The organism is Mycobacterium sp. UM_11 (assembly GCF_001414075.1).
Lineage (GTDB): Bacteria > Actinomycetota > Actinomycetes > Mycobacteriales > Mycobacteriaceae > Mycobacterium.
The window spans coordinates 1-11,558 of record NZ_LATC01000129.1 but is presented as its reverse complement, the minus strand read 5'-3'; the positions used below and the strand labels follow the sequence as shown (position 1 = coordinate 11,558).

The following is an 11,558-nucleotide window of genomic DNA, read 5'->3' as shown; positions in this document are numbered from 1 at the left end:
TGTATAAGAGACAGGGCCAGGATGAGCCCCGCGGGGTTCACCACCGTGCCGATCACGGTGTCGACGCCCTCGGCCTCCAGCTGGGCGATCGCCGCGGCGGCAAGCGGTGTGCCGGTCATGGCAGTCATTGTGCAGCCTCGAGGCCGCCGAATTCAGTTCTGGCGGGCGGTCAGCTCGGTGACGAACCGATCGAGGAAGCCGTCCAGCGGCGCGGCCCCCGCCGGCCGGATCACGAATTTAGTCAATCCCGCGTCGATGTAGGCGTCGAGTTGTCGGTGCAGCTGGTCCCAACCGGCGGCGATGAGCTCGGCGGGGTCGACGTCCGGGCGCCGCTGCCGAGCGGCCGCGGCCAGTCCGGCGGGCAGCTCGCCGTCGGTGACGGCCAACGAGATGCCGAAGTGATCGGGTTCGATCTCGCGGCCCGCCTGCGCCGCGGCGCGCTGGATCGCCTCGCGGGCCGCCCGCGCCTCGGCCGGGGTGAGGAAACTGCCCAGCCAGCCGTCAGCCAAGGCCCCGATGCGCCGGTACGCCGCCGGCGACGAGCCGCCCACCCAGATGTCCAGCGGGGGCGTGGGCCTGGGCAGCACCGACGCCCCGGTGACGGAGAAATACCGACCCGAATAGCTCGCCCGATCCTCGACCAACGTCGCGCGCAGCACCCGCAACGCCTCGTCGAACACCGCGGCGCGCTCCCCGTCGGGCACCACGAAAACCTCCCGCTCGGCCGGGATCGCCGACCGCAGACCGAAGACGGGCAGCACCCGCTTGGGTGCGACGGCCGCCAGCGACGCCAGCTGCTTGGCCACCAGCACCGGATGCCGCCCGGGCAGCACGGCCACCGAGGTGCCGACCTTGAGGCGGGTCGTCCTGGCGAGGGCGTAGGCCATGCCGACCACCGGGTCGACCGCCGGGGAGTACACCAGCTCGGAGAACCACAGCGAATCCACGCCGCCGGCCTCGAGACGATCGACGATGGGCGCCAACTGATCTGGTGCGGTGTCCGCGCCCAGTCCGACGCCGAAACGGATCTTCACGCGTAGCGCAACGCGGCGGCGCCGCGGTTTGTGCCCGGAAGACGGCGAGCCGCGGCTACGCCCGGCTGGGAATCGTCAGTTTGCAGGCCTGCCCGATGTCGAGCGTGCGCAAGACGCGACCCATGCCCACCCACAGCGCGCAGGATAGCGCCAGATCGGCCAGCAGCTCGTCGGAAAAGTGTGCCGAGCAACGGCTCCAGAAATCCTCGTCGTCGCGCAGGGCGGTGTGGTCGGTGGCGAATCGGTCCGCGAACTCGGCGGCCAGCCGCTCCTGTTCGCTGTAGCCGGGCCAGGTGCGCCACTCAAGCGCGTGGTCATACAACTCCTCGTCGACGCCGGCGGCGGGGCCGTCTTCGTCGCGGGTGTTGACGCAGACCACACATTCGTTGCGGTGGGCGATCACCGCGCGCGCCAGCTCGCGGGTGCGCAGCGGCAACCGGTTCTTCGTGTAGACCGCGTTACTGAAGCCGCCCAGGGCGCCGCCGATGTCGGGAGACTTCGCGAACCAGCCGGCCAGGTCGTCGTCAGCAAATGTTCCGATTCGGCTCATGGCGTGATGGTACGCCCCGCACCGCCCGTTTCAGGGGGTGGGCACCGCGATCTTGGTGGTGGGCCGGTCGTCGCTCCAGTCCCGTTGCGCGAGAACGCGCCCCGCGACGCGATTCAGCGCCGCTTCGACCACGCGACGATCCGGTCGTCCGTCGAATCCCGGTGACCGGGCGAGCTTGTCGACCAGCCAGCCCACCAGCAGCGAGTGCACGTAGTCCACTTGCTGGGCGCCGGCCGGCGTCAGCCACATCTGGTCGCCGTCGCCCCTGGCGTATCCGGTCGCGATCAGGCGCGCGAAGGTGGGCTCCAAGACCTCGAACGGTATCCGCAGGTAGTCGGCGATGTCGGTGAGCCGGGCCGTGCCGTACATCTGTCCGTAGCGGTTGATGCGCAGGACGCCCCACAATCCGGCCACGTCGAGTCGGCAGTCGGGCCGCATGGCGATGCTGCGCAATCGCATGCCGGGCACCCCGCGCAGCATGCGTTCGACCGCGCCCTCCAGCATCTGATCCGGTGTCTCGGTGTTCGGCATGCCGAACGCGTCGCCGAGATCGATTGTGCTGTCGTGCATTTCGCGCAGCGGGATCTCCCGCAGGAACAGTGCCAGGACGAAGCCGGCCAGCGCGACCGGAACCGCCCAGAAAAACACGTGGGTGAGCGACTCGGCGTAGGCCGCGACGATCGGGGCGGCCGCCTGGCGGGGCAGCCGGTGCAGGGCCTCCGGCGACGCGGCGGCCGCGGCCGGCGCGCGGCTGGCCACCAGTGCCGGGCCGATCCGGCTGTGCAGGAAGTTCGTGAACAGCGAGCCGAAAATGGCGGCGCCGAACGAGCTGCCGATCGTGCGGAAGAAGGTGACGCCGGAGGTCGCGACGCCGAGGTCGTCGAAGCTCACGGTGTTCTGCACGATCAGGACGAGGGTCTGCATGCACATCCCGATCCCCGCGCCGAGGATGATCAGGAACAGCGATTGGACCAACGTCGATGTGGACGGGTCCATCCGCGACATCAGAAAGAACGCCACCGCCATGACGGCGGTGCCGGCGACGGGAAAGACTTTGTATCGGCCAGTGCGGCCGACGATGACACCACTGCCCATCGAAGTGATCAGCATCCCGATCACCATCGGCAACGTGCGCAGGCCCGATGTGGTGGCCGAGACGCCGTCGACGAACTGCATGTACGTCGGCAGGAACGTCAGGGCGCCCAGCATCGCGAAACCCACCACGAAGGACAGCACGCAGCACACCGTGAACACCGGGCTGCCGAACAGCCGGGTCGGCAGGATCGGCGCGGCGGCGCGGCTTTCCACCCAGGCGAAGATGCACAACGCGATCACCGAGCCGGCGAACAGGCCGATGATCGTGGGCGATCCCCACGGGTAGGTGGTGCCGCCCCAGCTGGTGGCCAGCGTCAGCCCGGCGGCGCCCAGGCCGACGAACAGGATCCCGGTGTAGTCGATGACCGGTTTGGTGCGCTCGGACAGCGCCGGGATGGCGGCGGCCGCCACGAAGAAGACCACGACCGAAATCGGCACGTTGATCCAGAACGCCCAGCGCCAGGTGAAGTGGTCGGTGAAGTAGCCGCCGAGCAAGGGGCCGATCACGGTGGTGACGCCGAACACCGCGCCCATCGCGCCCTGGTAGCGGCCGCGGTCCCGCAGCGGGATCACCTCGCCGATCAGCGCCATGGCGGTCACCATCAAGCCGCCGCCGCCGATGCCCTGCAGCGCCCGTGCCGCCACCAGCATGCCCATCGAGCTGGAGAGCCCACACAGCACCGATCCGGCGACGAAGAACACGACGGCCGCCTGGAACACCCGCTTGCGGCCGAACAGGTCACCGAACTTGCCGACGAGGGCGGTGATGATGGTCGAGGCGAGCAGGTAGCTGGTGACCACCCACGATTGATGGCCTGCGCCACCGAGATTGGCGACGATGGTCGGCAACGCGGTCGCCACGATCGTCTGGTCCAGCGCGGCCATCAGCATGCCGAGCAGGACCGCGACAAAGATGAAATTGCGTCGCTGCGGGTCGACCGCGACGTCCCCGGGCTCGGAATCCGACGTGCCGCCGGTTTCAGCCGCCGCTGGTGTTGCCCTCGTCATGCCCGCCTTCCCACGGCTTTCGATGGTAGTGAGTGCCCACGGTCAACCCGTGGCAACCAAAACCGGCGAAAGGCGTGGGGCGGGTCAGCTCGGCGGCCGGGACACGCACTGCGCGGAGTAGAGCTCCACGCCCAGCTTGTCCATCAGCTCCAGCTGCGTCTCGAGGTAGTCGATGTGCTTTTCCTCGTCGGCCACGATCTCTTCCAGCAAATTGGCGCTGGTGGTGTCCTGCTTCTCGCGGCACATGATGATGCCGGGCTTGAGCCGGTCCATCACCTCGTACTCGATCGCCAGGTCGGCCTCGAACTGCTCGCGCAGCGTCTGGCCGATGCGCAACGAAAAGAGGCGCTGGTAGTTGGGCAACCCGTCCAGCAGCAGGATGCGGTCGGTGATGGCCTCGGCGTGCCGCATCTCATCGAAGGATTCGGCCCGGGTGTGCTCGGCGAGCTCGGTGAACCCCCAGTTGTCCTGCATCTTCGAGTGCAGGAAATATTGGTTGATCGCGGTGAGCTCGCCGGTCAGCTGCTCGTTCAGCAGGCGCAAAACATCCGGATCGCCTTGCATCTTCACTCCCCTACGGTGACGGTGTAAACGGTGGCCGTTCTAGGCGCCGGGCCGGGCGCGCTGGGCTGAGCGCACCATGCCGGGCCGTAACCGCACTTTGCCACGGCCGGTGGCAATCTTCCAGCAAGGTATGGCTGTGCTCAGTGTGTGTCTCGCGGAAACTCCGTGGCCCAGGTTGCTGGCGGGTAAGGTTAGACTGCGCTAACGAAGTTAGGTTAGACTCAACTAATAAGGCTGTCGGTTCGGCACTTGTTTCGGGATTCCCCGCTGACGCGGGACGCCGAGAGGGAGGACGAAGTGCGGTCGCGTGGCCACGCCGTCGACGAAGGGAATGTCGCCCGCATGCAGGGGATGCGCTGATGTACGTGTGCCTCTGTGTCGGCGTGACGAACCACACGGTGTCCGAGGTGGTCGCGCGCGGCGCCTCCACCTCGAAAGAGGTCATGGCCGCGTGCGGGGCCGGGGGCGACTGCGGACGGTGCAGGCGGACGCTGCGGGCGATCATCGCCGCGTCGGCGAACCTCGAGGCCGCCCCGTCGCGGTAGCCGGCCTCAGCGTTTGTTGAAATCCGCCAGGGCGGCGGCGTTCGCCTGGGCGCCCATCAACTCGGCGAAGTGAGCGTTTTCCCGCGCGGTGGCCGCCGCGATCTCCGGACGAACGGGTTCCATCATCGTGTGCTTGACCGCCATCAGGCTCGAAATGGGCCGGCTGGCAAGGACTTCGGCGTGCCGGCGGGCCTCGGGCAACAGGTCATCCGGCTCGCAGACCCGCCAGACCAGGCCCATGCGGAGCGCCTCGTCGGCGTCGACCCATTCCGAGGACATCAACAGCCAGGCGGCGTTCTGCCGGCCCACCAGCTGCGGAAGCAGGTAGGACGACGCCGCTTCCGGCGCCACCCCCAGGCTGGTGAACGGGCACTTCAGCCGGGCCGTCGACGACATGAACGCCAGATCGGCGTAGCCCAGGATGGTGGCGCCGATGCCCACGCCGACCCCATTGACCGCGCAGATCAGTGGTTTGGGGAACGCGCTGAGCGCGCTGATCAGCCCGATGAAGCCATGCTTGCCCGGGGTGAAAGCCGTATCGGTGATGCGGGCCTGCATCTCGGCGAGATCGGTTCCGGCGCTGAAGCCGCGACCCGCGCCGGTCAGCAGCACCACGGCGACCTCGGGATCCTCGGCGGCGGCCAGCAGCGCTTCCGTGGTGGCGTCGTAGAGGGCTTCGTCGAATGCGTTCAACGCCTCGGGCCGGTTGAGCGTGAGGGTGCGCACCCGCTTGTCGTCATCGATCTGCAGCGTCACCGCTGCAGCCTAACCAGGTCAGCCGTTGCTGTAGACGCGGGTGGGCGCGATCAGCACGACGGCGCGGCGCTCCCGCGCCATCACCCGGTCGTACTCCTCCCAGTCGTCGTGCGTGCCCCCGGCGGCGGTGAAGACGTCGCGCAGCAACAGCCGCAACTGGTCCTGAGCGGGCAACCAGGGCTGCGCGTCGTCCGGACCGACCAGCTCCGCGCGGCCCTCGACCGTCGCCCACTGCCAGCCGTTGCGAAAGGTGATCGCCAGCTGCGGCCGCGCCCGCAGGTTCGCCAATTTGACCTTGCCGTAGGTGGTGAAGCCCAGCACCTCCTGCCCGGTATCCGGGTGCGGCAACAGGCCGACGTTGACCAGCGAGGCCTGCACCGTTCCGTCGGCGCGGACGGTGGAAACGACCGCCAGGCCGTGTTCCGCCGCGGCCAACGCCACAGCGTCGCGCAGAGTTGTCATGTGGCTTCCTCGATGAACGGTGTCTTGAAGACGTAGCGGCTGGTGGGGACGGTGTCGATGTTCTCGTTGGCGCCGAACGCCGTGGTACTCGCGACCATTCGGCCCAACCGGTCGTGCAGATCGTTGTCGTCGGCGGCACCGAAGAACGCCTTGAGATCGGTGATCGCCTCCGTGGGGAACAACTCCTCGACGATGCCCGCGATTCCCGGTGCGTCCGGGGTGAGGGTCCGCACCACCCAGTTCTGGGTGTAGCCGAAGGTGGACTGCGTCTCGATGGCCACCGAGGTGTGATAGCGCTGCCACCGGGTCAGCCAGCTCGCCTGGTCCAGCCCGGCCGGCCGGCGCAGCAGCGCAATGTTAGCCAAACCGGTTGTGCGAGAACCTAATTCGGACGTGGGCGCTTTCAGCGGCACGGATTCGGTTACCAGGTAAGCGGCGAGTTGTTCGCATTCGGCGCCCAGCAGGGCCAGGGCCGCCGTCATCTGCTCGCCGTAGCACTGCTGCGTCCACATGCTCACCACCGCCCCGACGGGCGGGTCCAGCGTCGTCAGCGTCATCAGTGAGTGGCGCACCGCGTCGTCGCGCACGTTGACCGACAGCCCCGGCAGGCCCAGCTCCAACAGGGCGCTGGCGACGGGGCCGCGCTGGCGGGCGCACCACTTCTCGTCCGAATCGGCACGCATCAGCACGGCGATGACCTTCTCCATAGGCAGAACCTACTGCCCGCCCCGCGCCCCGCCGCCCTATTTGACCAGGCGCACCTGATGTTGGCTGCGGATCACGGTGCCGATGATCCCGGCCAGCTGCCGGTAGGACTCGTCGCGGCCGCTCGACGAGCGGTACACCAGGCCGATGCGCCGCCCGGGGCGGGGCGCGGCGAACTGCGCCAGCCCGAGGCGGCTTCGCGTCGCCTCGACCGGCACCGCGCTCTGCGGGATCAGCGTCACGCCCAGGCCGCCGGTCACGCACTGCACCGCGGTGGCCAGCGAGGCCGCCCGGGTATTGGCCAGCTCCGCGCGCACGCCCGCCTTGTGGCACACGTCGAGCGCCTGGTCGCGCAGGCAGTGCCCCTCGTCCAGCAGCAGCAGCGGCAGGTCGGCCAGTGCCGTCGCCGGGACCCGTCGTTGTCCCGACAGCGGATGCCCGGGCGGCAACGCCAGCACGAAGTCCTCGTCGTAGATCGGGATCGCGGTGACACCGCGGGCGTCGGCCGGCAGCGCGATGAGCGCCGCGTCGAGCGCGCCCTCGCGCAGTATCGTCAGCAGCCGCTCGGTCTGGTCTTCCGTCACCCGCAACGTCATCGCCGGGAAGCGTTCGGCGAGGCCGGCCAGCACGGTCGGCAGCACGTAGGGCGCCACCGTGGGGATCAGTCCCAGCCGCATCCCGGCGCGCAGCGGATCGGCCGAGCCGGCGGCCGCGGCGCTGAACGCGTCGGCCGCGTCGACGACGGCCTGGGCGCGCGGAAGCAGCTCCGTACCCTCCGCGGTCAACAGGACACGCCGGGTCGAGCGCTCGATGAGCTGGGTGCCGAGCCCGGTTTCCAGCGCCGCCAGCGCCTGGGACAACGTGGACTGGCTGACGCCGAGACTGGCTGCGGCGCCGCTGAATTGACGCTTCTCGGCGATCGCGACAAACGCGCGCAGGCCGGCGATCGTCGGCTGATAATTCCTATCGGGCATGCCTATAAGTGTAGTGGGAAATATCACCTTTACTTTAGGTAAGGGAAGCGGGCACCATGGCAGGGACGGCTAATCTTGAGTAAATCCAAAAAGGAGCGACATGCCTCTGCTAACCATTGGCGACCAATTCCCCGCCTACGAGCTCACTGCGCTGATCGCGGGCGACCTGTCCAAGATCGACGCGAAGCAGCCCGAGGACTACTTCACCACCATCACCAACGAGGACCACGAAGGCAAGTGGCGCGTTGTGTTCTTCTGGCCCAAGGACTTCACCTTCGTGTGCCCGACCGAGATTGCCGCCTTCGGCAAGCTCAACGACGAGTTCGCCGACCGCGACGCGCAGGTGCTCGGCGTCTCGATCGACAGCGAGTTCGTCCACTTCAACTGGCGGGCCCAGCACGAGGACCTGAAGAAGCTGCCGTTCCCGATGCTGTCTGACATCAAGCGGGAGCTGAGCCTGGCCACCGGCGTTCTCAACGCCGACGGCGTCGCCGACCGCGCGACCTTCCTGGTGGATCCCAACAACGAGATCCAATTCGTTTCGGTCACCGCGGGTTCCGTGGGCCGCAACGTGGAAGAAGTGCTGCGGGTCCTCGACGCGCTGCAGTCCGACGAGCTGTGCGCCTGCAACTGGCGCAAGGGCGACCCGACGCTCGACGCCACCGAGCTGCTCAAGGCTTCGGCCTAATCACCTAGGGTTTGATCAGGGAGGCGAGATGAGCGTAGAAAACCTCAAGGAAGCGCTGCCCGAGTACGCCAAGGACCTCAAGCTCAACCTGGGCTCCATCACGCGCACTACGGAGCTGAACGAGGAACAGCTGTGGGGCACCCTGCTGGCCAGCGCCGCGGCGACCCGCAACACCGAGGTGATCACCCAGATCGGTGCCGAGGCGGCCGATGTCTTGTCGGCCGAGGCGTACAACGCCGCCCTGGGCGCCGCCTCGATCATGGCGATGAACAACGTGTTCTACCGCGGCCGTGGCTTCCTCGACGGGAAGTACGACGACCTGCGGGCGGGCCTGCGGATGAACATCATCGCCAATCCCGGTGTGGACAAGGCGAACTTCGAGCTGTGGTGCTTCGCGGTGTCCTCGATCAACGGCTGCCCGGATTGCGTGGCAGCCCACGAGCACACGCTGCGCGAGGCGGGCGTCACTCGGGAGACCATCCAGGAGGCGCTGAAGGCCGCGGCCATCGTCGCCGGCGTGGCGCAAGCGATCGTCGCCTCCCAGACGCTGGCTGCCGTCGGCTAGTGACGGCTCCAGCCTGGGTAGAACACGCGATCTGGTGGCAGGTATATCCGCTGGGGTTCGTCGGCGCGTTTCCCGCGTCGGACGGGCCGCCGCAGCCGGGCGAACACCGGCTGCGGCGGCTCGTCGACTGGTTCGACCACGCGATCGCGCTGGGCGCTTCGGGCATTGCACTGGGGCCGATATTCGCCTCGCGCACACACGGTTACGACACCACCGACCACTACCGCATCGATCCCCGGCTCGGTGACGACGCCGATTTCGACCACCTCGTCGCCGAGGCTCACCGCCGCGGGCTGCGCATCCTGCTCGACGGCGTGTTCAACCACGTCGGCGTGGACTTCCCCCGCTACCGCGACGGGGCACCGGGGTGGTTCAGCGGCGGAACGTTCGAGGGCCACTCCGAGCTGATCACGCTCAACCACGACAACCCCGAGGTCGCCGACTACACCGTGGACGTGATGGCGCACTGGCTGGGCCGCGGCGCCGACGGCTGGCGCCTAGACGCGGCTTACACGGTGCCCGAACGGTTTTGGGCGGCCACGCTGCCGCGGGTGCGCGAGCGGTTCGGAGACTCCTGGTTCGTCGGCGAGCTCATTCACGGCGACTACGCCGCGGTGGTGCGCGCCGCCACGTTCGACTCGGCCACCCAGTACGAGCTGTGGAAGGCGATCTGGAGCGGCCTCAACGACGGCAACTTCTTCGAGCTGGACTGGGCGTTGCAGCGGCACGCCGAGTTTCTCGCCGGCTTCGCGCCCCTGACCTTCATCGGCAACCACGACGTCACCCGCATCGCCAGCCGGCTCGAACGCCCCGAGCACGTGGCGCACGCGCTGGTGATCCTGCTGACCGTCGGTGGCGTGCCCAGCGTGTACGCGGGCGACGAGCTGGGATTCCGCGGGGTCAAGGAGGAGCGCTACGGCGGCGACGACGCGGTGCGGCCCGAGTTCGCTTCTCCCCCATTGCAATTGGATGACTTCGGGGCGGAAATGTGGGCCCTGCACCAATTCCTGGTCGGGCTACGTCGTCGCCACCCGTGGCTGCACCGGGCGACGACGAGCGCGCTGCGGCTGCAAAACCGGCACTACGTGTACGAGACGCGCAACGGCGACGACGCGCTGCTGGTCGCGCTCAACATCGGCGAGGAGCCGATGCGCGTGGCGCTGACGGAGCTGGGCGCGGGACACCGGCGGGTCATCGGCGGATCGGCGGCCCCACCGCAGGAGGTCGTCGACGCGGTGGTGGTCGAGCCGCACGGCTGGCGGATTCTAGGCCCGGCCTAGCCGCTTCAGCGTCAGCTCATCCTGCTGCCCGCCGTAATACTTCTCGAGCAGCGCGACGAACTCCCCGTTCTCGTCGGTCGCCAAGGCGAACAGCGTCATCGACGAACGCAGCTTCAGGTCGTCCGGCGAGCCGAAGATCTCGCCGGCCGAGCGGCCCCGCACCTGGTTGACCAGTCGCGCGCACTCGCGCAATCGCGGCCCGAGCAGCTCGTGGGCCAGGTAGGCCCGCGCCTCGTCCAGCGAAGAGATGCCGTAGTGCACCGCGGTCGGGCTGCCGCCCAGGCCGCGCAATTGCGGGAAGACGAACCACATCCAGTGGCTGCGTTTTCGGCCGGCGCGCAGCTCGTCCACCACGGTGCGGTACACCGGGGCCTGCGCGTCGACGAAGCGCTCCAGGTCGAAGGGGTCGCTGCGCGCGTCCATGTGACTACGGTTGCACATATGCCGGTCCGACGACGAGTGCCCAGGGTGCGCGATCTGGCGCCGCTGATCCAGTTCAAGCGACCGCAGTTCGACGCCACCAGGCGCCGCCTCGACGCCGCGTACACCATCGAAGACCTGCGGCGGATCGCCAAACGGCGCACCCCCAAGGCGGCGTTCGACTACACCGACGGTGCCGCCGAGGACGAGATCTCGCTTTCGCGCGCTCGACAAGCCTTCCGCGACATCGAGTTTCACCCGACGATCCTGCGTGACGTCACCAACGTCACCGCCGGCTGGAACGTGCTGGGTCAACCGGTCGTCCTGCCGTTCGCGATCGCGCCCACCGGCTTCACCCGGTTGATGCACACCGAGGGCGAGATCGCCGGCGCGGGGGCGGCGGCCCGGGCCGGCATTCCGTTCTCGCTGTCCACGCTCGGCACCTGCTCGATCGAGGACCTCGTCACCGCTGTTCCCCAGGGCAGGAAGTGGTTTCAGCTCTACATGTGGCGCGACCGGGAACGCTCGATGGCGCTGGTGCGCCGCGCGGCCGACGCGGGTTTCGACACCCTGCTGGCGACCGTCGACGTCCCGGTGTCCGGGGCCCGGCTGCGGGACAACCGCAACGGGATGACGATCCCGCCGACGCTGACGCTGCGCACCGTGCTGGATGCCGTGCCGCACCCGAAGTGGTGGTTCGACCTGTTGACCACCGAGCCGTTGGCGTTCGCGTCGCTGGACCGCTGGCCCGGCACCGTCTCCGAGTACCTCTCCACCATGTTCGACCCGAGCCTCACCTTCGACGACCTGGACTGGATCAAGGCCCAGTGGCCGGGCAAATTGGTGGTCAAGGGCATCCAGACGCTCGAGGACGCCCGCGCGGTCGTCCTCGAGCGTCTGGATGCCCTTGAC

At 68.4% G+C, this 11,558-nt stretch carries 15 protein-coding genes; 5 read left to right on the top strand and 10 right to left on the bottom strand.

The genetic code is table 11. The features are described from left to right. The 5 genes from WU80_RS26480 to bfr form a co-directional block, all read right to left on the bottom strand. Positions 1–119, bottom strand: a 119-nt coding sequence (locus WU80_RS26480) for a hypothetical protein (RefSeq protein WP_231633890.1), incomplete at its 3' end; no start/stop codon positions are given. Positions 120–152: 33 nt separating this feature from the next. Further along, positions 153–1,034, bottom strand: coding sequence for a TIGR03854 family LLM class F420-dependent oxidoreductase (locus tag WU80_RS22305; RefSeq protein ID WP_055405243.1), 882 nt, complete (start codon positions 1,032–1,034; stop codon positions 153–155). Positions 1,035–1,089: 55 nt separating this feature from the next. After that, positions 1,090–1,584 carry a carboxymuconolactone decarboxylase family protein gene (locus WU80_RS22300; RefSeq protein WP_055405244.1) on the bottom strand — a complete coding sequence of 165 codons (495 nt, stop codon included), beginning with the start codon at positions 1,582–1,584 and terminating at the stop codon, positions 1,090–1,092. Between the two features lie 30 nt (positions 1,585–1,614). After that, complete coding sequence (locus WU80_RS22295; protein WP_055405245.1) at positions 1,615–3,687, bottom strand: MDR family MFS transporter; 2,073 nt, start codon at positions 3,685–3,687, stop codon at positions 1,615–1,617. An 84-nt stretch (positions 3,688–3,771) separates the two neighbouring features. After that, complete coding sequence (bfr, locus tag WU80_RS22290; protein ID WP_055405255.1) at positions 3,772–4,251, bottom strand: bacterioferritin; 480 nt, start codon at positions 4,249–4,251, stop codon at positions 3,772–3,774. A gap of 359 nt (positions 4,252–4,610) precedes the next feature. Here bfr and WU80_RS22285 point away from each other — a divergent pair, with 359 nt between their 5' ends. Then, a complete protein-coding gene (locus tag WU80_RS22285) occupies positions 4,611–4,796 on the top strand; it encodes a bacterioferritin-associated ferredoxin (RefSeq protein ID WP_055405246.1) in 186 nt (61 codons plus the stop codon). A 6-nt stretch (positions 4,797–4,802) separates the two neighbouring features. On the opposite strand, the gene WU80_RS22280 is transcribed toward WU80_RS22285, so the two are convergent. The 4 genes from WU80_RS22280 to WU80_RS22265 are packed head-to-tail and all read right to left on the bottom strand — an operon-like array spanning position 4,803 to position 7,693. After that, a complete protein-coding gene (locus tag WU80_RS22280) occupies positions 4,803–5,552 on the bottom strand; it encodes an enoyl-CoA hydratase/isomerase family protein (RefSeq protein ID WP_055405247.1) in 750 nt (249 codons plus the stop codon). Positions 5,553–5,570: 18 nt separating this feature from the next. Continuing rightward, positions 5,571–6,014, bottom strand: coding sequence for a TIGR03618 family F420-dependent PPOX class oxidoreductase (locus WU80_RS22275; RefSeq protein ID WP_055405248.1), 444 nt, complete (start codon positions 6,012–6,014; stop codon positions 5,571–5,573). Beyond that, positions 6,011–6,721, bottom strand: coding sequence for an EthD domain-containing protein (locus WU80_RS22270; protein WP_055405249.1), 711 nt, complete (start codon positions 6,719–6,721; stop codon positions 6,011–6,013). Before WU80_RS22270 ends, WU80_RS22275 begins: the two co-directional genes overlap by 4 nt. A 36-nt stretch (positions 6,722–6,757) precedes the next feature. Beyond that, positions 6,758–7,693 (bottom strand): hydrogen peroxide-inducible genes activator, encoded by a 936-nt coding sequence (locus WU80_RS22265; RefSeq protein ID WP_055405250.1) that lies wholly within the window; start codon positions 7,691–7,693, stop codon positions 6,758–6,760. A gap of 100 nt (positions 7,694–7,793) precedes the next feature. Between WU80_RS22265 and WU80_RS22260 the strand changes: the two genes are divergently transcribed. Genes WU80_RS22260 through WU80_RS22250 form a run of 3 tightly spaced genes read left to right on the top strand, consistent with a single transcriptional unit; the run spans position 7,794 to position 10,226 of the window. Further along, positions 7,794–8,381 (top strand): peroxiredoxin, encoded by a 588-nt coding sequence (locus WU80_RS22260; RefSeq protein WP_055405251.1) that lies wholly within the window; start codon positions 7,794–7,796, stop codon positions 8,379–8,381. Positions 8,382–8,409: 28 nt separating this feature from the next. Continuing rightward, positions 8,410–8,946 carry an alkyl hydroperoxide reductase gene (locus WU80_RS22255; protein WP_055405252.1) on the top strand — a complete coding sequence of 179 codons (537 nt, stop codon included), beginning with the start codon at positions 8,410–8,412 and terminating at the stop codon, positions 8,944–8,946. Then, positions 8,946–10,226 (top strand): alpha-amylase family protein, encoded by a 1,281-nt coding sequence (locus tag WU80_RS22250; RefSeq protein ID WP_055405253.1) that lies wholly within the window; start codon positions 8,946–8,948, stop codon positions 10,224–10,226. Before WU80_RS22255 ends, WU80_RS22250 begins: the two co-directional genes overlap by 1 nt. On the opposite strand, the gene WU80_RS22245 is transcribed toward WU80_RS22250, so the two are convergent. Beyond that, on the bottom strand, positions 10,212–10,649 hold the full coding sequence (locus WU80_RS22245; RefSeq protein WP_055405254.1) for a DUF1810 domain-containing protein: 438 nt from the start codon (positions 10,647–10,649) through the stop codon (positions 10,212–10,214). The two genes, WU80_RS22250 and WU80_RS22245, sit on opposite strands and share 15 nt — an antisense overlap. 18 nt (positions 10,650–10,667) lie before the next feature. On the opposite strand from WU80_RS22245, the gene WU80_RS22240 reads away from it, so the two are divergent. Continuing rightward, the coding region (locus WU80_RS22240) for an alpha-hydroxy acid oxidase (RefSeq protein WP_055405846.1) at positions 10,668–11,558 on the top strand (891 nt) is incomplete at its 3' end.

Bases quoted from the DNA above. Each gene is read 5' to 3' on its own strand.
- WU80_RS22300 (WP_055405244.1), bottom strand. From the start codon at position 1,584: ATGAGCCGAATCGGAACATTTGCTGACGACGACCTGGCCGGCTGGTTC.
- WU80_RS22295 (WP_055405245.1), bottom strand. From the start codon at position 3,687: ATGACGAGGGCAACACCAGCGGCGGCTGAAACCGGCGGCACGTCGGAT.
- bfr (WP_055405255.1), bottom strand. From the start codon at position 4,251: ATGCAAGGCGATCCGGATGTTTTGCGCCTGCTGAACGAGCAGCTGACC.
- WU80_RS22285 (WP_055405246.1), top strand. From the start codon at position 4,611: ATGTACGTGTGCCTCTGTGTCGGCGTGACGAACCACACGGTGTCCGAG.
- WU80_RS22275 (WP_055405248.1), bottom strand. From the start codon at position 6,014: ATGACAACTCTGCGCGACGCTGTGGCGTTGGCCGCGGCGGAACACGGC.
- WU80_RS22270 (WP_055405249.1), bottom strand. From the start codon at position 6,721: ATGGAGAAGGTCATCGCCGTGCTGATGCGTGCCGATTCGGACGAGAAG.
- WU80_RS22265 (WP_055405250.1), bottom strand. From the start codon at position 7,693: ATGCCCGATAGGAATTATCAGCCGACGATCGCCGGCCTGCGCGCGTTT.
- WU80_RS22260 (WP_055405251.1), top strand. From the start codon at position 7,794: ATGCCTCTGCTAACCATTGGCGACCAATTCCCCGCCTACGAGCTCACT.
- WU80_RS22255 (WP_055405252.1), top strand. From the start codon at position 8,410: ATGAGCGTAGAAAACCTCAAGGAAGCGCTGCCCGAGTACGCCAAGGAC.
- WU80_RS22245 (WP_055405254.1), bottom strand. From the start codon at position 10,649: ATGGACGCGCGCAGCGACCCCTTCGACCTGGAGCGCTTCGTCGACGCG.